This window comes from Vibrio sp. SCSIO 43135, from assembly GCF_023716665.1.
In the GTDB taxonomy this organism is placed as follows: Bacteria; Pseudomonadota; Gammaproteobacteria; order Enterobacterales; family Vibrionaceae; genus Vibrio; species Vibrio paucivorans.
Map to the genome: position 1 here is coordinate 1,226,152 of NZ_CP071859.1, position 26,072 is coordinate 1,252,223.

Consider the following 26,072-nt stretch of genomic DNA (forward strand, 5'->3'; position numbering starts at 1 on the left):
TTTTTAGCTACGAATAGCCTTAATTTTTTAGCTACAAGTAGCTTTAGTAGTTGCGAATTGCGTTGAATGCCGCGAGCAACTTCTGTGAATCTTTTTTGCCTGGTGCACTTTCGACACCAGAGTTTAAATCTAATCCCAAGCAGCCTAGTGTCGCTGCTTGCTGGACATTTTCTGGTGACAACCCGCCAGCCAACATAATTTGACTAGGATCGCCAATCAGTGACCAATCGAATACTTGGCCTGTTCCACCAGTTTGATTACCGACTTGAGCATCTAAGAGGTGACGGTCAATATTGTCTTCAAGTAGCTGTGGTTTCGCATCAGTAACGCCGTAAGCTTTCCAAATTTCAACGTCTGTTGGCAGTTCTGCTTTGAGTTGGTTAACGTAAGCTTGGTCTTCTTGACCATGCAGTTGCACCGCTTTTAAGCCTAATGAGGTAACTATTGACGCAACAACATCGATGTCGTGGTTTTGAAAAACACCTACATAGTTTAGTGGTGCGCCGCTCATGGTTAAACGAGCACTTTCAAGATCAACCGCACGCTTTGACTTCTCGACAAAAATTAAGCCGCCGAATGCAGCACCCGCTTGGTACGCTTTTGCTGCGTCATCTGGATGAGTTAACCCGCAAACCTTGTTTTCGCCCATTGTTACTTTGCGTACCGCGAGCTCTAGGTTGTCTTCTGCCATTAGTGAACTACCAATCAAGAAGCCATCTGCGAAATCAGCTAAGTCACGAACTTGCTGATGGGTATAAATACCAGACTCTGAAATTACGGTAGCATTCGGTGCAAGTTCGCGAATTGTCGGTGCCAGTTCTTTAGTGCGGTTTAAATCCGTACTGAGGTCACGCAAGTTACGATTGTTGATACCGATAACACGTGCACCAAGGTTAACCGCACGATGAAGTTCTTCTTCGTTGCTCACTTCAGTCAGAATGCCCATATTTAGGCTGTGCGCAACTTCTTCTAACGCTTTGTATTCTTCATCATTGAGTACAGAAAGCATCAGCAACACAGCATCGGCACTATAATGGCGCGCTAGGTAAACTTGGTAGGTATCCACCATGAAGTCTTTACATAGAACGGGTTGTTTAACTTGCTTGCGTACTTGTGGAAGAAAATCAAAGTTACCTTGAAAGTACTTCTCGTCGGTTAGGACAGAAATTGCATCAGCGTGATTGTCGTACACCGAGGCAATGTAATCCAAGTCGAAATCATCACGGATCAAGCCTTTTGAAGGAGATGCCTTCTTACATTCAGTGATGAATACCGTTTTGTTTCCACTCAACGCATCATAAAAACTACGGTCAGAAGGAAGTAGGTCTGACTGAAATGTACTGAGTGGTTGCGATACTTTACGTTCTGCAACCCATTGGTATTTATCACGGACAATTTTTGCCAGTACTTCTGCCATTTCGGCTTCTTTTTTAGAAACGTGTTCAGACAGATTGTTAACTTGCTGAGTGTTGAAGTCAGTCATCTTCTTCAATTCCTTAAGCATGTGCGGCAAGTTGTTGTACCAACTGGTACGCCTTACCTGAGTTCATTGCGTCAATGGCTTGTTGCGCATTGGCTTTCAAATCTTCGTGACCGAATAGACGCATTAGCAGAGCAACGTTGACTGCGACTGCACCCAATTGTGCATCGGTGCCTTTACCTGTCAAAATGCTGGTTGTGATCGCTTTATTTTCTTCTGGCGCGCCACCCTTGATTGCTTCTAATGGGTGCGTTTGCAGGCCGAAGTCTTCAGGCGTTAGCGTGTACTCAGTGATCTTGCCGTCTTTAATTTCAGCAACAGTCGTGGAACCGTGAATCGCCACTTCGTCCAAGCCGCTACCATGTACCACAGCGGCGCGCTTCATACCCATTTGTAACATGGTTTCTGCGATAGGACGAACCAGTTCTTCACTGTAAACGCCCATCAATTCAATGTTTGGACGGGCTGGGTTAATCAGTGGGCCAAGAATGTTGAAGATGGTGCGTGTTTTCATCGTTTGACGCACTGGCATCGCGTGACGTACACCACCGTGATATTGCGGCGCAAATAGGAATGCCACACCGATGTCGTCTACGGCTTTGCGTGTGTCTTCTGCGCTCATGGCTAGGTTGATACCAAATGAGTCAAGAAGGTCAGAAGAGCCCGATTTGCTTGAAACGCTGCGGTTGCCGTGTTTGGCAACTTTTAGGCCACATGCTGCAGCAACAAACGCCGCAGTGGTTGAAATATTGATGGTGTTGTGACCGTCACCGCCAGTACCTACGATGTCTGCGAAATCGTAATCTGGGCGAGGGAATGGGTTTGCGTTTGCCAGCAACGCTTTAGCTGCGCCGGCGATTTCATCTGGTGTTTCGCCTTTGATTTTTAGAGCAGTTAGAGCTGATGCCATCAAAATCGGATCGAGCTCACCGCGGATGATGATGTCGAACAGCTGTTGGCTCTCTTCCTGAGTCAGTGATTGCTGCTCGTATAGCTTGTTGATAATTGCTTCCATATTTCCTCTCCTAAATTCTTATGTGCCAAGCGCTTTTTAATCAGCCTCAGGGGTAACTGAAGTTCGTTCTTCGAGTGCCCACTCAATGGCATTGGCCAACAGTGTTGCTCCGTAGGTCGTCATAATAGATTCCGGGTGGAACTGGAACCCGCAAACTTTGTCTTCCTCATGAACGACAGACATCACCAAGTCATCTACTTCTGCTGTGATGGTTAAGTTTTCTGGAACCTTAGTTGCAACCAACGAGTGGTAACGTGCAATCGCAAGCGGTGATGGTAGGTCTTGGTAAATCGCATGGTTTTGATGCTCCATCATAGAGACCTTACCGTGAATGATTTCTCCCGCGCCAGCAACGGTGCCACCGTACGCTTCAACAATCGCTTGGTGCCCAAGACAAATACCGATCATCGGCACTTTGCCTTTCATGCGTTGGATTAGCTCTGGCATTGACCCTGCTTCAGAGGGAGCGCCAGGGCCCGGCGATAAAAGAACCACCGGATTTTCAAGCTCATTGACCGCTTGCTCAATAGTTTCTGCTGGGATGTTGTTTCGGTAAATCTTGACTGAGTGACCTAGCGAGCGGAACTGATCCACAAGGTTGTAGGTGAACGAGTCAAAGTTATCGATAAAAATGATATTAGCCATCTCTGAACCCTATTCCTTATTGTGACTTATGCGCTGTTTGAATGGCAGAGATTACGGCTTGTGCTTTACCGCGGGTTTCATCTGCTTCCGCTTGTGGGTCTGAATCGAACACCACACCCGCACCAGCTTGAACTTGAGCTACACCATTCTCAACGTATGCAGAGCGAATTACGATACAGGTGTCTAGTGTTCCTTCACCCGTTAAGTAACCCACAGCACCGCCATAACTACCGCGGCGTGCGCCTTCTACATCGCGAATCAGTTGCATGGCTCGAATCTTTGGTGCACCGGTTAGTGTGCCCATGTTCATACATGCCTGATATGCGTGCAGTGCGTCTAGATCTTCACGCAGTTGACCAACAACGCGTGATACCAAGTGCATTACGTGACTGTAGCGGTCGACTTTTAGTAAGTCTGCAACGTGGCGAGTTCCCGCTTGAGCGATACGTGCTACATCGTTTCGTGCTAAGTCAACCAGCATCATGTGCTCTGCGTTTTCTTTCATGTCGGTACGCAGTTCAAGTTCGATACGGCTATCTAGGTCGAAATCGATGTCTCCATTTGGGCGCTTACCGCGACGGCGAGTACCTGCAATTGGATAGATTTCTACTTGATTCGTCTCCGTTTCGTATTTCAGCGCACTTTCTGGCGATGCACCAAACAGAGTGAATAGTTCATCTTGCATGTAGAACATGTAAGGGCTTGGGTTACTTTGCTTGAGCTCCTTGTATGCGGCCAAAGGAGAAGGGCAAGGCAGAGTGAATCGGCGAGAAGGTACAACTTGGAATACATCGCCTTTTACCACGTACTCCTTCAGATCTCGAACGATTTGGCAGAAGTCTTGATCGGATACACTTGGCTCTACTGATACGCTGTCTAGTTGAGTCGCAGCGGGTAAAGTAATCAAATTAGAGCATTGAGTTTTGATGCTCTCTAAACGACTCGCTAAGGAATCTCGATTCGCTTGATTAGGTTCAAAAAGGCTTGCCTGAAGCTTACATGATTCAGTTTGGTGATCGACGACTAACAGCGTTTCAGCAACGTAGAATACATAGTCTGGACATTGGTTGGCTGACTCGGCATCCCCTAGAGGCTCGAAGTTAGCTACAAAGTCATAAGCAAATAATCCACCAAGAAAAACGGCGTGTTTATGCTGCTTGGTAAGATCGAAGCTATGCTGAACCAAACGCAGAGCGTCGAAAGACGATGCTTCACGTAGGCGAGAGTCTTCATCCAAGGTGTCACATGGCTTCTCAAACGACAGCTCCAGTACTTCTCCATTAAAAGAAGCTTCAACAGATTGTCGAATATTGTCGTTCAAGTGCGCTAATAAGTGCTTACCGTTATCGGTTAGCGCTGTGAATGTTACTTGATGACCAAAGCAAACGATGCGTACTGCAGAATCGACGATCAGGAGGCTTTGCAGATCCTGTTTGGAATCGATTTCAGCTGACTCAAGCAGCAAGCTATCCGTTTTGTTCTCACACAGGGTGTGGAACAAGCTTGTTGGATCTTGTGAATAAGGAACAGAAGTATTGATGACTTCAATGTTTCCTAGCTTTTTGATTTCAATGGCCTTGTTCACAAGACCTCCTTTACAATTGCTTACCTCTTTCTGCCGTACATAGTCGCATAAAGCAAACTTTCACCCAATGAAGAATCTGGTTTGATTGGTGAATTGTTGGTCAGTAAAGTGTGAGGTGTTCGACAAAACAAAAAAGCCCGCTAAATAAGCGGGCTTTTTCACAATGATTCTATGATTTAGAAATACGCGTAAGCCCACCCAGAATGTCCCCAAGTGCGCCACCAAGATAGCTCAGTATTACCTTTCATTGCTGAAAGAGCTGTAACTTTATCTTTCTGGTTTTGGTTAAATTCTTGTAACATGGTCAGCCCGATAATTAGGTACTTCGTATTTGTGTACTAGTTAACTAGTGCAGAGGTGAAAAGTCAACAAAAAAACGCAAAATTATGAGAATTGATTTACACAGCCACACCACCGCCTCAGACGGACGCCTATCTCCAAGTGAACTCATTGACCGTGCTCTTAGCTTTGACATTGAAGTTCTAGCAATCACTGACCACGATACGGTGGATGCATTACCAATTGCACACCAGTATATCGACGACAACGAGCTGCCCATCAAGCTGATTAATGGCATCGAATTTTCGACGGTATGGCAAAATAAAGACATTCATATTGTCGGTCTTAATATTGATCCAAAGTCAAAGGCGCTCAGTGAACTTATTGAGCAGCAAAAGGAACATCGCCACTCTCGAGCAGAGTTAATTGCCCATCGTTTACAAAAAGCGACGCGAGAAGGGGTGTTGGAAGAAGTTAAGTTGATTGCCGGTGACGCACCGATCACTAGAGCACATTTTGCCAAGTGGTTGGTCGACAATGGTTATGCGAAAACAATGCAACAGGTATTCAAGAAGTACCTTACCCGAAATAACCCTGGTTATGTCCCGCCTAATTGGTGCTCTATGGCAGACGCGGTGACTGCTATCCATAGTGCGGGTGGCCAAGCGGTATTGGCGCATCCGGGCAGATATGATCTTACTGCTAAATGGGTTAAGCGATTGCTTGCGGCTTTCGTTGAAGCGGGCGGCGATGGAATGGAAGTCGCGCAACCTCAACAAGCGCAACAAGAAAGACGCAACTTGTCCGATTATGCTATACAATACAAACTATTAGCCTCTCAAGGCAGTGACTTTCATTACCCGTCTCCGTGGATGGAGCTGGGAAGAAACCTATGGTTACCCTCTGGGGTTGAGCCAGTTTGGAAAGATTGGGGTATCGAATCAAATAACAACTGATTGGAATACCAGTTAGCCCCGAGCATTCCAGAAGTAAAATAATACGCCAAAAAATATAGAGTCGAGAGACTCGATAATGAGGAATTACAATGAGCCAGTTTTTTTATGTACACCCTGATAACCCACAGGCTCGCTTGATTAGTCAAGCAGTAGCAATCATTCGTAACGGTGGTGTGGTGGTTTACCCTACGGATTCAGGTTACGCACTCGGCTGTCAGCTGGAAAATAAGCAAGCCCTAGAACGCATCTGTCAGATCCGTCGCTTAAACGATAAACATAACTTCACTTTGCTGTGTCGCGATCTTTCTGAAATTTCGCTGTACGCACGCGTCGATAACTCGGCATTCCGTTTACTGAAAAACAATACGCCAGGCCCGTTTACCTTTATTTTTAAAGGGACTAAAGAAGTACCTCGCCGACTAATGAACGCGAAACGTAAAACCATTGGTATTCGCGTTCCAGATAACCAAATTGCGCTGGATTTACTTGAAGCTTTGGGCGAACCAATGATGTCTACTTCATTGATCTTACCGGGCAACGAGCATACCGAATCTGACCCGGAAGATATCCGCGATAAGTTGGAGCACGCGGTTGATTGTATTCTTAACGGCGGTTACTTGGGCGAGCAGCCTACAACAGTGGTAGATTTCAGCGAAGATGACCCGGTTGTAGTCCGTGTTGGTTCGGGCGATCCGACCCCGTTTGAATAACGAAAGTAGATGATTTTTCATTAGAGTTTTGAGATAATATGCGGCCGCGATTTCGGGTCGCATTTTTTCATATTCGACGTCTGTGAAGACGACAATTACTAGGTAGATAAATGAGCGAAAAATTACAGAAAGTTTTAGCACGTGCTGGTCATGGCTCACGCCGTGAACTGGAAGCGTTGATTAAAGCTGGTCGTGTAAGTGTTAATGGTATTGTGGCTAAACTGGGTGAACGCCTAGAGGACGAAAGTGCGATTATTCGTATTGATGGCCATACTGTGTCGGCAAAAGCTTCAGAAGAAGTGGTTTGCCGTGTACTTGCATACTACAAGCCAGAAGGGGAGTTATGTACACGTAACGATCCTGAAGGCCGTCGTACTGTATTTGACCGTCTGCCTAAGATCCGTGGCTCTCGCTGGATCTCTGTTGGTCGTCTGGATGCCAATACATCTGGCCTTTTGTTATTTACTACTGACGGCGAGTTGGCAAACCGTCTGATGCACCCTAGTCGTCAAGTAGAGCGTGAGTACCTAGTGCGTGTGTTCGGCGAAGTGACCGAGCAAAAAGTAAAGAACTTGGTACGTGGCGTAGAGCTTGAAGATGGTATGGCGCGTTTTGAAGACGTGGTATACGCAGGTGGTGAAGGTATGAACCATACTTTCTACGTAGCGATTAACGAAGGTCGTAACCGCGAAGTTCGTCGCTTATGGGAATCGCAAGACACCACAGTAAGCCGTCTTAAGCGTGTTCGTTATGGTGATATCTATCTAGATAAGAAACTCCCTCGTGGTGGATGGATGGAGCTTGACCTGAAAGAGGTTAACTACCTACGTGAGTTAGTAGAACTTCGCCCTGAAAGAAACACCATGCTTGATGAGTCAAAAGACAACACATCACGTAAGCGTGAGCGTTCTCGTAGCCAGAAGATCCGCCGTGCGGTTAAGCGTCACGAAGAAAGAGTGAGCGCACCAAAAGGGCGTAGCAACAATCCTTCTCGTCGTAAGCCAAAGAAATCAGCTGGAGAGCAGGGCGCACGCTCTAAAGCTCGCCGATAAAAGCTTAAGATACTGATACAAAAAAGCCGACGACTCATGTTGTCGGCTTTTTTACATCTGTAGTGTGGGTATAGCAACGTGCGTAGTTAGCAAACTCAATACGAAGTTAACTAGATATGAGCGAAGTTAACTGGATATGGGAGAAGTTAAGCTGCCGGCTAGTAAACGTCCAGAAGGAAAAAGAGCAGCGGTAGAGGCTGCTCTTTGATTATTATTGTTTTAGATTTATGGTTTATCTATAGCGTTTGAGTGAGCTGAAAATAGCGCCCTTGGCTCGCAAGGAGTTCGTTGTGATGCCCATATTCAACGATCTCGCCTTGCTCAATCAAACAGATCGCGTCCATTTGATCTAAGTTGACCAAACGGTGTGTGATGAAAATAACCGTTTTGTCTTTAAAGTGCGTATCAAACAACTGCATGATTTGATGCTCGGTCTGTTTGTCTAAGCCTTCGGTTGGTTCATCCAGCAACAAGATTGGTGCATCATGCAAACGAGCTCTGGCAATACCAATACGGCGTTTTTCACCACCCGATAACTGTCTGCCACCGTCACCGAGCCAAGCGTCCAGTCCTTGGTCATCTAAAAGCTTCTCTAAGCCAACTTCTTTAAGTGCTGTACTCAGCAACTCGTCGCTTGCTTCGGGGTTAGCCATAGAAAGGTTATCGCGAAGAGTACCATTCAGAATATCGACACGTTGGCTCACGACACTGATCGTTTGGCGCAATTGGCTTTCATTCCACTGAGTTAGCGGTTTACCTGCAATGGATACGCTGCCTTGCTGCGGATCCCAGTAACGAGTTAGAAGTTGTAGGAGCGTCGATTTACCTGACCCTGTCTGACCGACAATCGCAACGCGCTGGCAGCCTTTCACTGACAAAGAAATATCTTTAAGTACGTTTTGTTCAGCGTCTGGATAATGGAAGGTGACATTGTCAAACTCAATATCGTGCTTTCCATTCAATTCAACAGGCGTCTTGGCAAACTTCACGTCTGGCTCTGATAAAATAACGTCGTTAAGTCGACGAGCAGAGGTAAGTGTTTGACCTAGGAATTGGAATGCACCGGCAATTGGCATCAACAGCTCAAAACTAGCCATTGTTGCAAAGGCCATTAAGGCGATCATTGGATCAGGTGCGTTTCCGCCTACTCCGTCTGCTGAAAGCCAAATCACTAAAACCAAGGTCCAGCCATTTGCTAGCATCAGTAGCGCCTGTGCTAACCCGGAAAAATGTGCATTGATGAATTGGTTACTCACCAATCTATTTTGAGCTTCTAGAATTGCGTTACGGTAACGCTCTTCAGCGCCAAAGATAGTCAGTTCGCTGTAACCCTGTAACCAATCCAGAGTGGTCACACGCAGCTGCGCTTTGTGCTGCGTTAACTCAGTACCGTTGCGTTTACCTAGCTTATAGAAAATTATCGGCCAGACAAGTAACAGGGTAAGCAAGATAGCGCCAAGTGTGAGGCCGAGTGTGGTATCTATCCAACAAAGGAAAGCGGTTAATGCCGCAATACCGAATACACCAACAGTGACCGGGCTTATCAGCCTCAGATATACGTGGTCCATTGCATCAACATCAGCAACTAAACGGTTGAGTAAGTCGGCATCACGAAGGTTAGAGACTTTCCCAGGCATGAGAGGCGCAAGTTTCTCAAAGAAGAAAATGCGTAGGTCAGTCAGCAGTTTAAATGTTGCGTTGTGGCTAACCACACGTTCGCCCCAACGACCAGCGGTACGCCCCATGGCGAACCCACGCACAAAAGCACCGGGTAACATGTAGTTAAAGGTTTCACGTGCGATGGTTAAACCGGCAATAGCAGCGGCTGACAAAAACCAACCTGATAAGGTAAGTAGTCCTATCGAAGCGAAAAGTGTCAGAAATGCCAACAGCATTCCAAGAGACAAGCCAAACCAATGCTTCTTATATAACTTCAGGTAAGGGAGTAAATCACGCATCTAAGTTCCCCTTGTTTGATTGGTTCAGTGCTTGGCTAGACTGCAGCATTTGATTAAACAACCCTTGTTGCTCAACCAGTTGCTCGAAGCTACCTGCTTCGGCTAACAGTCCATCTTTCATGACTAATATTTGTTCGACGTTTTGCAATGGTGCGAGTTGATGAGTCACCATCAATGTCGTTTTCTCGGTTGTTTGAGCTTTCAATCCATCCATTACCAAGCGTTCGCTGCGGGCATCGAGGCTAGCGGTTGGCTCATCAAGCAACCAGAAGTTCCCGTTCTGTAGCATCGCTCTCGCAAGAGCCAAGCGTTGCGCTTGCCCTACGGATAGGCCTCCAGAACGATCGGATACCAAATAATCCAAACCGTGATTGTTAACAAACTCAGCAGAAAACGAATCATTCAGCGCTTTTTCAATAGCTTGTTCACCGACGTCGTCTTTACCTAGTGTAATGTTGTCACGAATAGAGCCGTGGAGTAGGAGAGGGTTTTGACCCACCCAACTGATTTGCTCTCGCCAGTTGCTATGGTTGAGATCTTTTAGCTCTGTTCCATTGATCTTCAAGCTACCTTCATAAGGCATAAAGCCGAGTATGGCATTAATTAGGCTAGTTTTACCTGCGCCGCTTGGGCCGACCAAAGCTGCTGTTTTGTTTGCGTCAATCGAAAAGCTGATAGGACCAACTAATTGAGTGCCTTCTGGGCTAAATACCTTAAGGTCTGTAGCGCTAATCTCAATATTATTCATGGCTGACAACGTTTGTTGACCTGATTGAACTTTGCTGACATCGGTTTCTAAGAATTCGACAATGCTTTCTGCCGCGCCTACTGCTTGTTGTTTGGCGTGATAAAAGGTGCCCAGATCGCGAAGTGGTTGGTAAAACTCTGGCGCAAGGATAAGGATAAATAGGCCAGCAAATAAGGTAACACCTGTACCGTAGTAACCGAAGTTCAGTTCACCAATGAAGCTAAAACCAAAGTAGACCGCGGTAATAGCGATCGAAATTGAGGTGAAGAACTCAAGCACGGCTGAAGATAGGAAAGCTATTTTAAGAACATCCATCGTGCGGGTACGGAATACTTCGGATGCACCTTTGAGCACCTCAGTTTCGGCCTTAGTACGGTCGAAGAGTCGAATGGTGGTCATTGCTTGCAAACGATCATAGAAGTGACCAGATAAGCGCTGTAATGCTTTGAAGTTTTTGCGGTTAGCGTCGGCAGCCTTCATGCCCACAAGTGCCATAAAAATAGGAACCAGCGGAGCGGTAATTAGGAAGATTAACCCTGCTGCCCAGTTAATCGGGAAGACAACAACTAGAATAACGAATGGAACTAAAACGGACAGAGACATTTGCGGCAAGTAGCGTGAGAAGAAATCTTGCATGTCTTCAACTTGCTCTAACAACAAGGTTGCCCAAGAGCCAGCCGGTTTGCCTTTTATGTATGCCGGGCCTAGCTCTCTCAATTTATCTAGGATCAGTTGGCGAATGTATATACGGATTTGTTCACCGCAACGGAAGCCAGCAATTTCGCGACCCCATGCGCAGCCTGCGCGCGCAGCAATGGTTGCGGCTAAGCCAAAGAAATAAGGAACAAGCTCTGACTTGTCGGTTTGTTCCATAATAAGTTGGTGAAGAATCGAGGCGAGAAGAGCGGCTTGCGCGAGTAAAAACACACTTGAAAGTACGCCTAGGCTCACTGCAATCATAAGCCAGCGCTTTGCAAGCTTACTCTGCTGCTTGAGCCAATTGTTCAAGCTGCGTTGTTTTTTCTTATCCATTTAGAAGGCTTAATGATAATTATTCTTGGTTGTGAACCAAGCATTATACAAAAGAAAGCCCAAAGGGCATACCTTTGGGCTTTAGGGTTTTGAACTAAAAGTGAAAAATCACATTTACGATTTGTCGGCTAGCGCGTCGAGGAATCGTTCGGCATCAAGTGCAGCCATACAACCTGTACCTGCTGACGTGATTGCTTGGCGGTAGTTATGATCCATAACATCACCAGCAGCAAATACACCTTCAATGCTGGTTTGAGTAGCATTGCCGTCTAGGCCAGATTTAACAATGATGTAGTCGTCTTTCATTTCCAGCTGACCTTTAAAAATTGAGGTGTTTGGCTGGTGGCCTATGGCGATAAATGCGCCCATTACATCGATTTCTTCGGTAAGGTCAGATTGAGTGTCTTTCACTCGGACACCTGTCACGCCCATGTCGTCGCCTAGCACTTCATCTAAAGTACGGTCTGTGTGTAGCACGATGTTACCGTTTTCTACTTTATCCATTAAGCGCTTCACTAGGATCTTCTCTGCACGGAACGTATCACGACGGTGGATAAGGTGTACTTCAGAAGCAATGTTCGATAGGTATAACGCTTCTTCAACAGCAGTATTACCACCACCTACCACAGCAACCTTTTGGTTACGGTAGAAGAATCCATCACAAGTTGCACAAGCGGATACACCACGCCCTTTGAATGCTTCTTCAGATTCAAGACCTAGGTATTTAGCCGATGCACCGGTCGAAATAATTAGTGCGTCACAAGTGTACTGGCCGCTGTCGCCTTTTAAGCGGAAAGGGCGCTCACTCAAGTCAACTTCATTGATGTGATCGAACAGCATTTCAGTTTCGAATCGTTCGGCATGTTCTTTCATGCGATCCATTAGTGCTGGGCCGGTTAAACCTTCAGGATCCCCTGGCCAGTTTTCTACTTCAGTGGTTGTGGTTAATTGACCACCTTGTTGCATGCCAGTAACTAGTACAGGTTTTAGGTTTGCGCGTGCTGCATAGACAGCCGCGGTATAACCCGCAGGGCCCGAACCAAGAATTAATAGATTACAGTGTTTTACGTCGCTCATTGCGGCTCCATTTCAGCGATGACGGCCTTAATAATTTTGATTTGATACTAGGGATAATATTCGCTGACTTCAAGAAATATAAATAGTTTCAAGCTATTTCATAGATAGCTTTCATCTATCGATCAATCTTATTGCTTACACGCCTATGCAGGTTGCAATGACTCTTAATGTAGTAGGTTAGATCTTGACCAAATGTGATGACTATTAAATTATGATACTGATTTTTATTTAATAAGTAGATATAAACTCCGTATATATTTCAATTAATGGTGATAAATCCTAAATTTATTGCTTGCTGGTTTTTAATTCTAGAATATATAGTTGTTTTTGGTTTTATGTATTGAAGTGTGGATTTTTTGCGGGATAATAACCTTGTTGTTAATCGAATGTTAACTTTAGTAAGCGTAAGCTATACAGGGACTTATCATGGAAATGGAAAACAAATTTCTGATCGAAGCGTTTCAAACACCGAGTTCAATCGCTCCTCAACTTTCTACCTATTTTGAAGACTTGCCAGCAGACAAATATGTCGACAGCGACCATCGTTATCGCTCCTACGCGCGTTTTCAAGCGGAAAATTCGGATGTGGTGCGACTGCCACACAGCTCATTTTTTCAGTCATCGGAGTTTAACCGAGTGGTTGGCGATGTAGAGCGTGACTTCGCTGAAATGGACCATGACATGGTAAGTACGCCGTATTTTCAGCACTTACTGAAATCATTTATGCAGAAAACCGGAACGGATAAGGACAACTCTGTCGTGGACGTTCATCAGATCAGAGTCACTTGTGATTCTGATGCCACCAGCGCCCCAGCTCCTGAAGGGATTCACCAAGATGGATACCGCTTTGTAGGCATCTTCTGTGTACAGCGTAAGAACATCGCTGGGGGCTTTACCCAAATCTTCGCGTCTCCTGTAGAGCAGCATCCGCACTTGAATACGGTGCTGGAAGAGAATCAGTTTGTTATTTTGAATGACTCACGTTTTTTCCATCATATTTCAGAAACCTTATCGAGCGAAGCCGGTGAAAAAGGAGTGCGTGATGTCTTTGTATTTACCGCTTAATGCGAAAAGTGTTGAAGCTCTTAGAGAGCAGTTTCCTGCGCTAAACAATACAAACAATGGCCAAACTCCAGTTTATTTTGATGGCCCGGGTGGCACTCAGCTTCCGCTTTCAGTTATTGCTGGGTTTGGTATCTACCTAAATCATGGGAATTCAAACTTAGGTGGTCGATTCTCCGTAAGTGAAAATACGGTCAGTTTAGTGGATGAGTGTCGAACTAAAGCTGCAGCACTGTTCGGGGCCGCGTCAAAAGATGAGATCGTTTTTGGCGCTAATATGACGACCATGGCTTTTCACTTTAGCCGTGCGATAAGCCAAGAGTGGCAGGCTGGGGATGAGATTATTCTTAGCGATGCCGATCATGGCGCGAATCGTTCTTCATGGGCGATGGCGGCAAAGGACAAAGGGGTTAAGGTTCACTACTTACCTGTCAAAGATAACACCTGTAATTTGGATCTAGATAAACTGCAATTACTGCTGAATGAAAAGACGCGTTTAGTTGCCGTCACTGCTGCGAGTAACTTGTCTGGAACCATTGTAGATATCGAGAAAGTGACCAGATTGGCGAAAGCGAATGGTAGTGTCGTATTTATCGACGCGGTTCACCTTCTTCCTCACCAGATTGTTGATGTACAGGCTCTAGGAGCCGACTTTGTGGCTGGCTCAGCATATAAGTTCTTCGGGCCTCACTTGGGTGTTCTATTTGGCCGCAAAGAGATGCTTGAAAAGTATCAACCATACAAAGTAGAGCCTGCGCCAAAGCATGCCCCAAATTGTTGGGAAACTGGCACACTGAACTTTGAAGCATTATCGGCATTCTCATCTGCGATTGATTATATCGCGTCTTTAGGTGAGGGGAGCGATCTTAGAGCTAAACTTGTGTCTGCGTATGACAACGTTCATCAATATGAGCAATCTCTTGCAACTTACTTCTTAGCTCGCTTGAGTGAGTTCCCAAGTATTGAACTGTTTGGTGAGTCTACTTCAAACAATCGCACTGCGACGTTTGCTTTGAGGTTTGGCAGCATTAATCCAGCAGATGTGGCTGCGCATTTGGGTGAACATGAGATTTATACTTGGAGCGGTCATTTATATGCTGATCGACTCACTGATGCACTAGGCATCACGGAGAAAGGCGGCATATTGCGTGTAGGGCTGATGCACTACAACACTAAAGCAGAAATTGATCGTTTCTTTAGCGCACTGAGTAGCGTGCTGTAATAAAACAGAAAGCCACCATTTGGTGGCTTTTTACTATTGATACTGCTTTGCAGATATTGAATTTCGATTGAGTTTACTCGTCGAACACTTCGACTTCGTAAGAGCCAAACTTGCGAATGTTGATAACACCCGAATCAAAAATCAGGTATTGACCTTTGATGCCTTGCAGAGTGCCTGTGACCTCTGGATTCTTATCAAAGTTGTGAGAGGTGATCTTCGTTGGGTGCGCTTGAACAGGGTATTCAATTGGCGTGATGTCGGCACTTAAAACTTCGATAGCATCATCACCAAAAGTTTGTTTGATCTCAGCAATCTTGTCTTCTACTAAAGGTAACAACTCAGCAAACCTTTCTTCTAATGCCATGGCTTCACCATCGCCTTTGAGTAGCGTGCGCCAGTTGGTTTTATCTGCGATATGCTTGGCAAGTTCCACTTCGATTAGGCCCGAGATCTGGCGTGTTTTCACTTTAAAAATCGGTAGGCCTTGAGTCGCCCCTTGGTCAATCCAACGTGTTGGTATTTGCGTGTGGCGAGTAATGCCAACTTTTAAGCTAGATGTATTCGACAGGTAGACATAGTGGTCGACCATACAGTTAGCCTCACCCCACTCAGGCTCACGGCAGGTTCCCTGATCGTAGTGACAAGTTTCCGGCTTCATGATGCACATGTCGCAGCTTGCTAGTTTCTTCATACAAACAAAGCAGTGACCTTGAGAATAACTCTTCTTCGTTTTTTTACCACACGAGCAGCAGAAGATGTTGCCTGTGTGAGTCAGTGTAAGTGATTTACCGATAAATGGGTTGAGGGAAACCAACTCATCACCTACTGGCAGGCGATACTCCACCTGACCATCTAGAGACGCTTGCATTTTTCGAAGCGTACCTTTTGCGATTAAAGACATGACATTGCTCTATAATTTTATTTAGGTGCGTAGTTTATCAAAAGTGGGCGCTAGATGGGATGTTCATTGGCGATTTCAAAATTTAGAGCATTAACGCGTTTGGTGCTGTATTAGCGTTTGTTGAAGTGACTCTAGAATTCTGGTGAAAAGAGCATCGTGCTACTGATATTATTGGCAGCAAAGTCTGATATTTGTTTAGTATATCGTTATTAAGAGCTTACAATTGCCTGCCTAAATTCGTCAGCGCAATTCATGTTGAACTGGCTCTGGAGTATCAGCAGTAAATGAAATTAAAACATAAGTCTGTATTTGTGTTGGTTGTGATGACACTGATTGTCGTACAGCTTTACCACGCCTATGGCGACGCCAAAACTAAGGTGATACTGCCAACTCAATACAGCTTTTTGGCAACTAATGATCAGGTGAGTAAGGGCAACTCAACTTCTGAGCTTTACCAAAGAAGCGGTAAGCCTGTGATGGATTGCGATTTAAAACACAGTGATGATTACCCTTGGCCATACTGTGGCGTCTCCATTCACATCAATCCAAATCCAGAAGTCGGCTTGGATTTGTCTCAATATCATACTGTTCGCCTAGATATAGACTTTAAAGCTCTGGATGACGGCGATGATCCGCGTATGCGCTTTTACCTGCGCAACTACAACCCTGAATACTCGGTACCGGATAACGAATATACCCATAAATACAATGGCATCGAATACTTGCCACAAGATGGTAAAGGTACGGTTGAAATCCCACTTGCGAGCCTACAGGTGATGACATGGTGGTTAGCGGATAACGATATAGGCATTAAGCACTCGGCACCAGAATTTAGCAATATCAATAAGATTGAATTCGCGACAGGTTCAGCAACAGAAGTTGGGCGCTATCAGATGTCGATTAATCGTATTGAGTTTATCGGCGACTATATCAAAGGTGAAGACCTCTTTATGGGGCTTTTGTTCGTTTGGGTGACGATTGGCAGCCTTCTGACCTTTGGTGAAATCCGGCGTAATCGAAGAATGATTCACCAAGCGAACTTAAGGCAAGCCCACTTAAAGAATATTAACCGCTCATTGCGCGCGCAGAACTTCGAATTTGCAGAGCTCGCTAGCCGAGATGCACTAACGGGGGCGATGAACCGCCATGCAGCCCGTGAGTGGATGAAAAGTTATGGGACAATAAATGTCCCAAATCACCGCCAATTGTCAGTCCTGTACCTAGACATTGATTACTTCAAAAATATTAACGACAAATTTGGTCACGCGTTAGGTGATGACATTTTGCGTGAGTTCGTGATGGTGATTCTAAGTGTGGTGCGAAAACAGGACCGGTTAGTTCGTTGGGGAGGAGAAGAGTTTATCGTTTTCTGCCCTGATACGGGATTAGAAGAAGCCGCTAAATTGGCGGAGCGCATCCGTACTTACGTCGAAAATCACATTTGGGTTCATGGGGAAGTGCTCACCTGTAGTATTGGTGTTGCTGAGCTAGGATCAGGGAAGGCAACGGAGGCCATTGCGAGAGCGGATGAAGCGCTCTATATCGCTAAGCATAACGGTCGAAACCAAGTTCACATCAGTGAGTAGCTGCGGTAATTCGCACTGCTCACTTTTCGGTTTCAGCGTCACTTGTACTTGAAGTGCTGACATTCGGGTCGATACCTTCAAGGCTCAAAGTCGCTTCCGCTTGTGATATGGAAAACTCGGGCTCGGTTAAATTCGATTTGGCAATAGGTTCTTTTGGACCTAAAAATCGTGGCTGCGTATTGATGATGAACAAGTCTAAAAACGCTTTGCTTCGAGCAAACACTTCTCGCAATCGTATTTTTAATCCTGAATGATTGATAGGCCCGGGCACGGCTAAGCATTGAGCATTGATGTCGTGGTACTTGGCGATAAATAAGGCACGTTCACAATGAAAGCGTTGTGTAATGATAAGGAAGTCATCAGTGTCGAAAATTTCTTTCGCTCGTACGACGGAATCGAGGGTTCGGAACCCAGCGTAATCTAGGTAGATATTTTGTTCGGGGATATCGGCTTTGAGTAAGTCGCGTTTCATCGTCCAAGGCTCATTGTACGAGCGGTGAGCGTTGTCGCCACTAAGCAGTAGATTATTGACTTTACCTTGATGAAATAACTCAATGGCCGCGTCCATTCGATGTGAATAGTATTCGTTAAGAACTCGACCTAGATACTTGCTCGTTCCTAGTACCACGGCCACATCGTAATTATCTATCTCGCTGGTGTTAGTCGTGATGGAGTCAGAAGTCCCCCAACTTACCCAACGGTCAATGAGCACTACGAAGACCGCCATCAACAGCAATGCTGCTAAGCAAATTTTGAGTCCTTTCTTGAGTGCAGTAAAAGAGACGAGTTGAGTAACTCGAATTGCGACTCGCTGTATTAGATTTGTCTGTTCTTCTGAGCCCATATTCCGATAACAATGAAGCTACTTATAATAATGCTAAACATGATGCCCCGCTCTAAATCGAGCAGTGTCCGAGCAAGGTAAGGTGTTGCTTTTACAATGATTAAGCCGTAACCAAATGCGTTTATCAAGATAAATACAGAAGTGCGGATCAGAAAATGCTGCATGCGAAGAGCATTTCTTAGCATTCGATTAATTTCGCCGCCAAACATGACCAATGCACATGCAATCAAAGCGGTTGATATTTCTGAAAGGTACGGGACGAAATAGCCACCTAGAGTATTTAAGAAATTTGGCATGTCATCAGAAGTGTCATTCAAAGAGAGCTAAGAGATTATCACGAAGCCTGCTGGCCATAAAAGATACCGAATAAGAAAAAACCTCGCACTAGGCGAGGTTTTTGTATCAACTTCAAAGATTAGAACGCAGTACGCTTATAACGGCGGTAAACTGGTTGCCAGAAGTGTTGATCGATAGCAGATTCTAGCGCTTCGTCAGTGATCTCTAATGCCACACCTTGCTCAATCGCTTTCTTCGCTACGGCAAATGCGATCTTCTTCGATACCGAGTGAATCGCTTCTAGTGGCGGTAGCAGTGCACCTTGACCGTTGATGGCTAGTGGTGAACAAGTTGCAAGTGCGCGGCTAGACTCCATTAACATTTCGTCTGTGACACGTTTTGCGTTCACTGCTAATACACCTAGGCCAATGCCAGGGAAGATGTAGCTGTTGTTACACTGTGCGATTGGGTACGTTTTACCATCATGAACCACAGGCTCAAATGGGCTTCCTGTTGCAACGAGTGCTTCGCCGTTAGTCCAACGAATAATATCGTTAGGTGTTGCCTCTACGCGGCTCGTTGGGTTAGAAAGAGGGAATACAATTGGGCGTTCACAGTGTTTATGCATCTCTTGGATGATTTCTTTGCTAAATAGACCCGGAGCACCCGAAACACCAATAAGTACAGTTGGTTTTGCATTGTGCATAACATCAAACAACGAGAAACCATTGGCTTCACATTCCCAATCTTTAGTGTCTGCGGTTTTCTGTACCAAACGCTGCTGGAAGTCGAGTAAGTTCGGCATACCTTCTTGCAGCAAGCCCCAACGGTCAACCATGTAAACTTGAGAACGTGCTTGCGCATCGCTGATCCCTTCAGACACCATTTGCGCAATGATCGCTTCCGCAATACCACAACCAGCAGAGCCAGCACCTAAGAAGGTGATGCGTTGCTCTGATAGCTTGCTGCCAGCAGCCTGACAAGCGGCAAGTAGTGAGCCAACTGTAACTGCAGCAGTACCTTGGATGTCATCGTTAAAACAGCAGATGCGATCTTTGTAGCGCTCTAGAAGTGGCATCGCGTTTTTCTGCGCAAAATCTTCAAACTGAATGAGTGCATCAGGCCAGCGGCGTTGAACAGCTTGGATGAACTCTTCAACAAAGGCATCGTAATCAGCGCCTGTGATACGAGGATGACGCCAGCCCATATACATTGGGTCAGCAAGACGTTGAGGGTTGTTTGTACCGACATCAAGAACGATTGGTAGTGTATACGCTGGGCTGATACCGCCACACGCTGTGTATAGAGCCAGCTTACCAATTGGAATCCCCATTCCGCCGATACCTTGGTCGCCAAGACCTAAGATACGCTCACCATCGGTAACAACGATGACTTTAACATTGTGGCTCGATGCGTTGTTTAGGATGTCATCGATACGGTCGCGGTTAGCGTATGACACGAATAGGCCACGTCCACGACGGTAAATATTAGAAAAGTTCTCACACGCTGCACCCACAGTTGGCGTGTAAATGATAGGCATCATCTCAGAAATATGATTCTGAACTAGGCGATAGAACAACGTTTCGTTGGTATCTTGAATATTACGTAGGTAGATGTGCTTATCCATATCGCTTTCGAAGTTACGATATTGTTGATATGCACGTTCAACTTGCTCTTGAATGGTCTCTGTGGTTTCTGGAAGAAGCCCTTCAAGGTTGAAAGAACTGCGTTCTTCGGCAGAGAATGCACTGCCTTTGTTCAGAAGAGGGGTGCTCAATAGCGCAGGTCCAGCGTACTGGATATATAGAGGGCGTTTATCGTTGTTCATTGTTGGCCTATTGTAGGGTGGAAGGGAACCCGAAAATGATAGGGATTCGTCACCGTATTGTAAACAGAAATGAGGTTTTTGTGGATTGATATCTTTCGCTCAAACAAGCGGATAAGAGTATAATAGTCACAATTTACAAAATTGTTAAAAAAAGCCATGTCCCGCCTTCCTATCGACACCCTCAAAGAATCGTTTTTGCAGCGATTACCGCAGACTCATTTAATTGTAGAAGCCGAAACAGGATCGGGGAAATCAACTCGATTACCAATGTGGGCTAGTGAGCAAGGAAGAGTGCTGGTTATTGAGCCACGAAGAATAGCCTGCACGTCTCTTGCCCAGTTCCTTAGCCAAGAGCGCGGCGAAAAACTAGGCGAGTCAGTAGGCTACGCGATCAAGTTAGAGAATGTGTACTCTGATCAGAGCCAAGTGGTGTTTGTGACTCCAGGTGTGGCACTGAAATGGTTTGCTGAGAACAAACTAAAAGCATTCGATATCGTCTTGGTTGATGAATTTCATGAACGGCGTTGGGATACTGACCTGCTGGTAGCGATGCTCAAAGCGAGCCAATCACATCGTCTAGTGATTACTTCTGCTACGATCGAAGGTGAAAAACTTGCTCGTTATGTGGGCGCAGATAGGCTGCATGCGTCAGGGCGGCACTTCGATGTTACGGTTGAACATCGAGCGGTCGACTCCCACCATTTGCCTCAACTCAAAAATATTGAGCAACGCGTTCATCAAGAAGTCGCAAGCCAACTGCTCACTGATGGGGCTGATATACTGGTCTTCCTGCCTGGAAGAAAAGAAATCGCCCAGTGTGCAGCTACACTCAAGTCGTTCCCACAATTACTGATTGTGCCTCTACATGCGTCCGTGTCTGATGAACAGCGACTCCTTGCTCTAACTAAGCAGCCCCAACGTAAGGTTGTGCTCGCGACCAATGTGGCGGAAACCTCTCTCACTATACCGAATATTTCGACCGTGATAGATAGTGGCTTAGAAAGGCGCACCGTCCAACGTAACGGCCGGTCTACCTTAATGTTGTCGCATATCTCCAAGGCCAGTGCTAAACAAAGAATGGGCCGCGCGGGCCGTGTTATGCAGGGAGAGTGTATCCGATTGTATGGAAAGCATGCAGCCCTTGAAGCCGCAACACCTCCGGAGCTTCAGCGAGAGGGGCTAACAGAACCAATGCTAGCAGCCGCGACATGCGGTTATAAACTTCAAGATTTGGATTGGTTAGACACGATTCCTGAAAAGTCTCTTGAAGCTGCAAGCTTGGTGTTAAGAGATATGGGGGCGATTGACGAAGATGGCACAGTTACAGAGCATGGTACAAAACTCTCCCCATTGCCTATCGATGCACTGTATGCCGATCTGGTTACTCGCTCAGAGCCAAAAGCGGTGAAAGAGGCAATGGTAGATTTGGCAGCAGCTCTGGCAGTACCAGCCTCTCTTTATACTCTGAGCAGTAATGCCGATAATGTAGAGGCATTACTTCGTGAAGAACCGTTTGGTTGCGATGCAAGTATACTTATTCGACTAGTGCGCGGAGACGATCTTCCTGGTGTTAGTGTTGATCAAGAAGCAGTAAAAGAAGCCCGAGGTTTGGCTGCACAAATGCGTGAGTTGTTTGAACTACCAAGCTTGTGTGTCGCTTCGCGATTCGAAAGGCATACCTTAGCGGAAGAGATTGCACGACTACATCCAGAACTATTGTTTGTGCGCAGGGTGAAACGTCGAGAGGCATTCGGTAATGGTGTCATGGAAGTGTTACCAGCAAGAAATAGCCGTGTGACAGACAAGCACGAAGCGATGTTGGTGTTGGACACTCATAGTTTACCAGGCCGAGGTGTAAAGCAGACCCTAAATTTGGCGACTGTTGTGATGCCCGTGCCCCTGAGCCTATTCGCGGCATTGGAGATAGGAGAGTGGATTCAGGGTGAAAGTACTGTAGAGAATGGAACTGCTTACAGTGCACTAGAGCTGGTTTATGCTGGCCGCTCAGTGATGAGTAAGCGAGTAGAGGTTCAGGGTGAACTGGCCCTAAAACCTATCCTAGATTCAGTACTCAGCGGGGAAATATTCCCAGGCTTTGCCGAAAAATTGCAGCAACAAATACAGCACTGGCGGCTTTATGTAGAGCTAGGGCTCGCCGATGTTGAGTGTCATCAAGATTTGGATTTTGAACGTTGGTTTTGCGAACAACTTACTATGCTTGAGCTAGAATCGATCGAAGACCTTGCGCTGTTCAGTGAAGAAGATTTTCAGTTTGAAGGCATTCCATACTGGGAGTATCAAGAGTTCGCTGAAAAATACCCTCTACGTTTGGCATTGGGGGATCTCAACGTCAGTGTGGAGTATATGCCGAAACGCAAACTCGTTTATGTGGTATACGAAAATGGCCTGCGCAAGAAAGACCCAAAACGTTGGGAGCTACCAGTGTGGAAAGGTTGGAGAATTCAGTATAAGAAAGCCAGTCGAATCGTAGACATTAAGTAGAAAATCTTGCTAAGTAGGGTTATTTGTTTGTTCTTCGAAATATTAATCTTTCCGACAAAGATTTAGAAAACGTGTACACACTTTGTTACTAAACTGGTTTTTATATACCATTTCATCCTTTATTTTAGTCATAAAAGACTAATGTTTTATATCCTATTGCTATAACAACTTGGTTGGATGATATTAAGTACATTGTATTGCTAGTTATCGAGGGTAACGATATGGAACATCAGGAAGCACAATGTGTAGAGTTTGATTACACATCATTTCTTGGCGCCTCGTGTAGTAAGAAATGGACGTTTTTAGAGGCAATGAGTACGTTTGCGCCAATCTTCAGTTTGATGTGGCGAGACAATATAAAAGAACTAAGCACGCCCCAAGACCGATTGTGGGAAGCGGCTTTGAAGTCTTTATCGGCAAGCCGTAGCGACGAGTCAAACTTAGTGACACTGTGCGAACTTGCTAAGTACGAAGGGATCAGCCAGTTAAAATTGGTGATGCCTTATACACTGGATTCAGACCAAATCGAAATGATTAAATCGAAAAGCAGTGTTCAAATTTCCCCAACTTCCCACGAAGAGTTCCTGATCGAACTCAATCTTCACTAACTGATATTACTGGCAGGCTACCTATTGGTGGGCTGCCGCTAATCTATTCATTTTTCGCACTTTTTGTGCTCAAAATCTCATCAGAAAATACGAGTTAGTCTATTATAAATAGAGGCTAGGGTCTGTTGATCTTTCGAGCTGATTTTTGCAGCACTTTGTGGAAGATTTCTACAAGGCAGAGGCTTTGATGTGTAGCTAGCCTACATGAGAAGCCGATAACGCAGTAGAAATGAACCACAAAGGCTGCCCGAAGGGTTCGGCTACGCGCCCCGGATTAAAATCGTTTTATACTTCGTTGAAGACTATTTGCTTAGAATGACTAGGCTACACAGTCTTCGCCTCGCCTAAAACGATTTTGACTAGGCGTCCCCAGCCGAACAAAATTTAACCGCGAAAGATCAACAGACCCTAGTTACGGTAGCGTTTGTCTATTTGTTCCCCCGTTAATGTATAGAAAGAGTTTCTATTCTCTGGTTAAACGGAGTAGCCCGCTTGGGTTTTCTCAGGAGCAATGCTGCCAAAGGGCGATCAAATCGGAAGAGGTGAGTAATGGAATGGAGTCTAGTCGGTCGCAAGCGACGTATGTGTTCGTGTCTAATCTCAGCAGCAGGCATACTACTTTCAACGACAAGTGCTGCAATGGATCAGGCCGCAGTCAATGCCGGAAAATACGACTATGTGTACGTTGATCTAAGCTCCGGCTCTTATGATAAGAGTTTAGGGGGAAACAACAACGTCACCGCAATGGGGATTGGTGCAAGCAGCTTATACGATGACCAGTGGTTGTTAGTGCTTGACTATTCCTCACGCTTTTTCCACCCAGATAACATCACAGAAGAAACTTACACACTGCGCGCTGGGGCTGGCTATCGATATGCAATTAACGAGCAATGGGATATTTCCACTCGAGCGAAAGTGGGTTCGCTATGGAATAAAGTAACACAGGATAACCCAGAGGTGAAACTCTTTAGTGACAGTAAGTTTGTATACAGCATAGATGCCAGCGTGAATTACTTTGTGACTAAACAGTTGGAGTTAGCAGCTATTGGCGAGTTGAGCCGTTCAAACCTAGTTGATGAAGATAAGCTGCAGCTTAGAGCCGACTATCATTTTGAAGATAATTTCGCGATTGGTGTGCTCTATACTCATCGAGACTTTGGAGCGGATACCACCAATGAAGGTGGTTTATCTTTACGCTACCGATTTTAAAACTAAAAAGAGCCAGCATTGTGCTGGCTCTTTTGTTTTTATGGCTGTGTGCGGCCGTTATAGGACTGCAGCAATGCCTTTACATAGTGGGCCCATGTTTGACTTAGTCATACCAGCAACACTGATACGGCCAGAACCAACGATGTAGATACCAAACTCTTCTTTCAAACGAGTTACTTGCTCTTTGCTTAGACCTGAGAAAGAGAACATGCCGTTTTGACGTTCGATGAAGCTGAAGTCTGCAGAAACACCTTCTTGTTTCAGTGTAGAAACGAATAGTTCACGCATTTCTTGAATACGGTCACGCATTTCTGCCACTTCAGATTCCCACTCTGCACGTAGGTCGGCGTTGTTTAGGATATGAGTAACAACTGCACTACCGTGAGCCGGTGGGTTAGAGTAGATTGAACGGATGATACCTTTCACTTGCGAGAACGCTGTTGTAGCAACTTCTGTGTTATCCGCTACCAGTGTAAATGCACCAACGCGCTCATTGTATAGACCGAAGTTTTTAGAGAAAGAGCTCGCAACTAAAATTTCTTTGTTGTACTTCGCAAACGTGCGCAGGCCTGCGGCGTCGTCTTCAACACCTTTAGCAAAACCTTGGTAAGCAAAGTCGAATAGTGGAAGTAGACCTTTTTCTGCAACGAGTTTAGCCAGAGTTTCCCACTCTTCTGCCGTTGGATCGATTCCCGTCGGGTTGTGACAGCAGCCGTGAAGCAGCACGATGTCGCCTGCGTTTGCTTTTTCAAGGTCTGCAACCATACCTGCGAAATCTTTGTCTTTTGTTTCCGCGTTGTAGTAGCTGTATTGTGCTGTTTCGATGCCAGCTGCAGAGAAAACGCCGTTGTGGTTTGCCCATGTTGGGTTGCTGATCCAGATCTTCACATCACCTAGTTGGCGTTTAATAAATTCGCCAGCGACACGAAGTGCACCTGTACCACCTGGTGCTTGAGCTGTTTTTGCACGTTTTTGGCTAACAACTTCTGAATCTGCGCCAAACAACAGTTTTTGTACAGCTAATGCGTACTCAGCTGTCCCTTCAATCGTTAGGTAAGATTTAGTTTTCTCGTTTTCTAGCAGCGCTGCTTCTGCCTTTTTAACAGTTTTAAGAACAGGTGTTTCACCGTCTTCGTTTTTGTAGATACCAACACCTAGGTTGATTTTTTCAGCGCGAGTATCTTTTTTAAACTCTTCAGTTAAACCAAGGATAGGGTCAGCTGGAGCCGCAACAACTTTTTCAAACATAATCTTCATCCGTGTGAATTGAAAGGAGGATATAACCTATTAGGGTATTTATACCTTTCTGTGATCTAAGTGACAACAGCTAACAGACAGAAAACGCAATTCTTATGAAAAAGAGGTCTCTGAAGCCGAATTTTTAGCGAGTATGCGGAAATGTATAACTCCCCAAGTGATTTTAGCGTCATTGAGAGCGGGTTTAGTGTGCTAGATAGGAAAGGATGTCTGGCAATGAATAAATAGTGTTATTACACT

The 26,072-nt window shown here is 45.5% G+C and carries 22 protein-coding genes and 1 other annotated feature; of the genes, 9 read left to right on the plus strand and 13 right to left on the minus strand.

Annotation, left to right across the window (positions count from 1 at the left end; all coding sequences use genetic code 11):
* Positions 1-43: 43 nt before the first annotated feature.
* The 5 genes from trpCF to trpL2 form a co-directional block, all read right to left on the minus strand.
* A complete protein-coding gene (gene trpCF / locus J4N42_RS05665) occupies positions 44-1,483 on the minus strand; it encodes a bifunctional indole-3-glycerol-phosphate synthase TrpC/phosphoribosylanthranilate isomerase TrpF (RefSeq protein WP_252030430.1) in 1,440 nt (479 codons plus the stop codon).
* A 13-nt stretch (positions 1,484-1,496) separates the two neighbouring features.
* A complete protein-coding gene (gene trpD / locus J4N42_RS05670; protein WP_252030431.1) occupies positions 1,497-2,495 on the minus strand; it encodes an anthranilate phosphoribosyltransferase in 999 nt (332 codons plus the stop codon).
* A gap of 36 nt (positions 2,496-2,531) precedes the next feature.
* Complete coding sequence (locus tag J4N42_RS05675) at positions 2,532-3,140, minus strand: aminodeoxychorismate/anthranilate synthase component II (protein WP_252030433.1); 609 nt, start codon at positions 3,138-3,140, stop codon at positions 2,532-2,534.
* A gap of 16 nt (positions 3,141-3,156) precedes the next feature.
* Positions 3,157-4,725 carry an anthranilate synthase component 1 gene (locus J4N42_RS05680; protein ID WP_252030434.1) on the minus strand — a complete coding sequence of 523 codons (1,569 nt, stop codon included), beginning with the start codon at positions 4,723-4,725 and terminating at the stop codon, positions 3,157-3,159.
* Between the two features lie 127 nt (positions 4,726-4,852).
* Positions 4,853-4,955: a sequence feature (Trp leader region), on the minus strand.
* On the minus strand, positions 4,902-5,027 hold the full coding sequence (gene trpL2, locus J4N42_RS05685; protein WP_252030435.1) for a tryptophan operon leader peptide: 126 nt from the start codon (positions 5,025-5,027) through the stop codon (positions 4,902-4,904). (Overlaps the previous feature by 54 nt.)
* Positions 5,028-5,111: 84 nt before the next feature.
* On the opposite strand from trpL2, the gene rnm reads away from it, so the two are divergent.
* From rnm to rluB, 3 genes are all read left to right on the plus strand, one after another.
* A complete protein-coding gene (gene rnm / locus J4N42_RS05690; protein ID WP_252030436.1) occupies positions 5,112-5,960 on the plus strand; it encodes an RNase RNM in 849 nt (282 codons plus the stop codon).
* A gap of 89 nt (positions 5,961-6,049) precedes the next feature.
* The gene (locus tag J4N42_RS05695; protein WP_252030437.1) at positions 6,050-6,670 is read left to right on the plus strand and encodes an L-threonylcarbamoyladenylate synthase; all 621 of its coding nucleotides are present in this window, start codon (positions 6,050-6,052) and stop codon (positions 6,668-6,670) included.
* Between the two features lie 110 nt (positions 6,671-6,780).
* Positions 6,781-7,722, plus strand: coding sequence for a 23S rRNA pseudouridine(2605) synthase RluB (rluB, locus tag J4N42_RS05700; protein WP_252030438.1), 942 nt, complete (start codon positions 6,781-6,783; stop codon positions 7,720-7,722).
* Positions 7,723-7,958: 236 nt separating this feature from the next.
* On the opposite strand, the gene cydC is transcribed toward rluB, so the two are convergent.
* From cydC to trxB, 3 genes are all read right to left on the minus strand, one after another.
* Positions 7,959-9,680 carry a heme ABC transporter ATP-binding protein/permease CydC gene (cydC, locus tag J4N42_RS05705; RefSeq protein WP_252030439.1) on the minus strand — a complete coding sequence of 574 codons (1,722 nt, stop codon included), beginning with the start codon at positions 9,678-9,680 and terminating at the stop codon, positions 7,959-7,961.
* Positions 9,673-11,460 (minus strand): heme ABC transporter permease/ATP-binding protein CydD, encoded by a 1,788-nt coding sequence (cydD, locus tag J4N42_RS05710; RefSeq protein ID WP_252030441.1) that lies wholly within the window; start codon positions 11,458-11,460, stop codon positions 9,673-9,675. The genes cydC and cydD overlap by 8 nt, the downstream gene beginning before the upstream one ends.
* A gap of 114 nt (positions 11,461-11,574) precedes the next feature.
* A complete protein-coding gene (trxB, locus tag J4N42_RS05715) occupies positions 11,575-12,537 on the minus strand; it encodes a thioredoxin-disulfide reductase (protein ID WP_252030442.1) in 963 nt (320 codons plus the stop codon).
* A gap of 426 nt (positions 12,538-12,963) precedes the next feature.
* Between trxB and J4N42_RS05720 the strand changes: the two genes are divergently transcribed.
* Together J4N42_RS05720 and J4N42_RS05725 are read left to right on the plus strand one after the other, a co-directional pair.
* A complete protein-coding gene (locus J4N42_RS05720; protein ID WP_252030443.1) occupies positions 12,964-13,602 on the plus strand; it encodes a 2OG-Fe dioxygenase family protein in 639 nt (212 codons plus the stop codon).
* Positions 13,580-14,821, plus strand: a complete 1,242-nt coding sequence (locus tag J4N42_RS05725) for a cysteine desulfurase-like protein (RefSeq protein WP_252030444.1) — start codon at positions 13,580-13,582, stop codon at positions 14,819-14,821. The genes J4N42_RS05720 and J4N42_RS05725 overlap by 23 nt, the downstream gene beginning before the upstream one ends.
* A 73-nt stretch (positions 14,822-14,894) precedes the next feature.
* On the opposite strand, the gene J4N42_RS05730 is transcribed toward J4N42_RS05725, so the two are convergent.
* Positions 14,895-15,722 (minus strand): DUF2797 domain-containing protein, encoded by an 828-nt coding sequence (locus tag J4N42_RS05730; RefSeq protein ID WP_252030445.1) that lies wholly within the window; start codon positions 15,720-15,722, stop codon positions 14,895-14,897.
* A 284-nt stretch (positions 15,723-16,006) separates the two neighbouring features.
* Here J4N42_RS05730 and J4N42_RS05735 point away from each other — a divergent pair, with 284 nt between their 5' ends.
* Positions 16,007-17,308: a GGDEF domain-containing protein gene (locus J4N42_RS05735; protein WP_252030446.1), complete on the plus strand. Its 1,302-nt coding sequence runs from the start codon at positions 16,007-16,009 to the stop codon at positions 17,306-17,308.
* Between the two features lie 19 nt (positions 17,309-17,327).
* Here the strand turns inward: J4N42_RS05735 and J4N42_RS05740 are convergent, their stop codons facing one another.
* The 3 genes from J4N42_RS05740 to J4N42_RS05750 form a co-directional block, all read right to left on the minus strand.
* Complete coding sequence (locus tag J4N42_RS05740; protein WP_503034610.1) at positions 17,328-18,152, minus strand: SanA/YdcF family protein; 825 nt, start codon at positions 18,150-18,152, stop codon at positions 17,328-17,330.
* Positions 18,125-18,448 (minus strand): DUF3392 domain-containing protein, encoded by a 324-nt coding sequence (locus J4N42_RS05745; RefSeq protein ID WP_252030448.1) that lies wholly within the window; start codon positions 18,446-18,448, stop codon positions 18,125-18,127. The genes J4N42_RS05740 and J4N42_RS05745 overlap by 28 nt, the downstream gene beginning before the upstream one ends.
* Positions 18,449-18,567: 119 nt before the next feature.
* Positions 18,568-20,256: an NAD-dependent malic enzyme gene (locus J4N42_RS05750; RefSeq protein WP_252030449.1), complete on the minus strand. Its 1,689-nt coding sequence runs from the start codon at positions 20,254-20,256 to the stop codon at positions 18,568-18,570.
* A 156-nt stretch (positions 20,257-20,412) separates the two neighbouring features.
* Between J4N42_RS05750 and J4N42_RS05755 the strand changes: the two genes are divergently transcribed.
* The 3 genes from J4N42_RS05755 to J4N42_RS05765 all read left to right on the plus strand — a co-directional run bounded on the left by J4N42_RS05755 (position 20,413) and on the right by J4N42_RS05765 (position 24,575).
* Complete coding sequence (locus J4N42_RS05755; RefSeq protein WP_252030450.1) at positions 20,413-22,758, plus strand: helicase-related protein; 2,346 nt, start codon at positions 20,413-20,415, stop codon at positions 22,756-22,758.
* A gap of 221 nt (positions 22,759-22,979) precedes the next feature.
* Positions 22,980-23,366, plus strand: coding sequence for a transporter (locus J4N42_RS05760; RefSeq protein WP_252030451.1), 387 nt, complete (start codon positions 22,980-22,982; stop codon positions 23,364-23,366).
* A 549-nt stretch (positions 23,367-23,915) separates the two neighbouring features.
* A complete protein-coding gene (locus J4N42_RS05765) occupies positions 23,916-24,575 on the plus strand; it encodes an outer membrane beta-barrel protein (RefSeq protein ID WP_252030452.1) in 660 nt (219 codons plus the stop codon).
* 57 nt (positions 24,576-24,632) lie between these two features.
* On the opposite strand, the gene J4N42_RS05770 is transcribed toward J4N42_RS05765, so the two are convergent.
* The gene (locus J4N42_RS05770) at positions 24,633-25,823 is read right to left on the minus strand and encodes an amino acid aminotransferase (RefSeq protein ID WP_252030453.1); all 1,191 of its coding nucleotides are present in this window, start codon (positions 25,821-25,823) and stop codon (positions 24,633-24,635) included.
* Positions 25,824-26,072: the final 249 nt, after the last annotated feature.

Bases quoted from the DNA above. Each gene is read 5' to 3' on its own strand.
- J4N42_RS05695 (WP_252030437.1), top strand. From the start codon at position 6,050: ATGAGCCAGTTTTTTTATGTACACCCTGATAACCCACAGGCTCGCTTG.
- rnm (WP_252030436.1), top strand. From the start codon at position 5,112: ATGAGAATTGATTTACACAGCCACACCACCGCCTCAGACGGACGCCTA.
- J4N42_RS05675 (WP_252030433.1), bottom strand. From the start codon at position 3,140: ATGGCTAATATCATTTTTATCGATAACTTTGACTCGTTCACCTACAAC.
- J4N42_RS05760 (WP_252030451.1), top strand. From the start codon at position 22,980: ATGGAACATCAGGAAGCACAATGTGTAGAGTTTGATTACACATCATTT.
- J4N42_RS05730 (WP_252030445.1), bottom strand. From the start codon at position 15,722: ATGTCTTTAATCGCAAAAGGTACGCTTCGAAAAATGCAAGCGTCTCTA.
- J4N42_RS05725 (WP_252030444.1), top strand. From the start codon at position 13,580: ATGTCTTTGTATTTACCGCTTAATGCGAAAAGTGTTGAAGCTCTTAGA.
- J4N42_RS05735 (WP_252030446.1), top strand. From the start codon at position 16,007: ATGAAATTAAAACATAAGTCTGTATTTGTGTTGGTTGTGATGACACTG.
- cydD (WP_252030441.1), bottom strand. From the start codon at position 11,460: ATGGATAAGAAAAAACAACGCAGCTTGAACAATTGGCTCAAGCAGCAG.
- J4N42_RS05770 (WP_252030453.1), bottom strand. From the start codon at position 25,823: ATGTTTGAAAAAGTTGTTGCGGCTCCAGCTGACCCTATCCTTGGTTTA.
- J4N42_RS05765 (WP_252030452.1), top strand. From the start codon at position 23,916: ATGGAATGGAGTCTAGTCGGTCGCAAGCGACGTATGTGTTCGTGTCTA.
- trpD (WP_252030431.1), bottom strand. From the start codon at position 2,495: ATGGAAGCAATTATCAACAAGCTATACGAGCAGCAATCACTGACTCAG.
- trpCF (WP_252030430.1), bottom strand. From the start codon at position 1,483: ATGACTGACTTCAACACTCAGCAAGTTAACAATCTGTCTGAACACGTT.
- J4N42_RS05740 (WP_503034610.1), bottom strand. From the start codon at position 18,152: ATGGGCTCAGAAGAACAGACAAATCTAATACAGCGAGTCGCAATTCGA.
- J4N42_RS05755 (WP_252030450.1), top strand. From the start codon at position 20,413: ATGTCCCGCCTTCCTATCGACACCCTCAAAGAATCGTTTTTGCAGCGA.
- trpL2 (WP_252030435.1), bottom strand. From the start codon at position 5,027: ATGTTACAAGAATTTAACCAAAACCAGAAAGATAAAGTTACAGCTCTT.
- cydC (WP_252030439.1), bottom strand. From the start codon at position 9,680: ATGCGTGATTTACTCCCTTACCTGAAGTTATATAAGAAGCATTGGTTT.
- trxB (WP_252030442.1), bottom strand. From the start codon at position 12,537: ATGAGCGACGTAAAACACTGTAATCTATTAATTCTTGGTTCGGGCCCT.
- J4N42_RS05750 (WP_252030449.1), bottom strand. From the start codon at position 20,256: ATGAACAACGATAAACGCCCTCTATATATCCAGTACGCTGGACCTGCG.
- J4N42_RS05745 (WP_252030448.1), bottom strand. From the start codon at position 18,448: ATGCCAAATTTCTTAAATACTCTAGGTGGCTATTTCGTCCCGTACCTT.
- rluB (WP_252030438.1), top strand. From the start codon at position 6,781: ATGAGCGAAAAATTACAGAAAGTTTTAGCACGTGCTGGTCATGGCTCA.
- J4N42_RS05720 (WP_252030443.1), top strand. From the start codon at position 12,964: ATGGAAATGGAAAACAAATTTCTGATCGAAGCGTTTCAAACACCGAGT.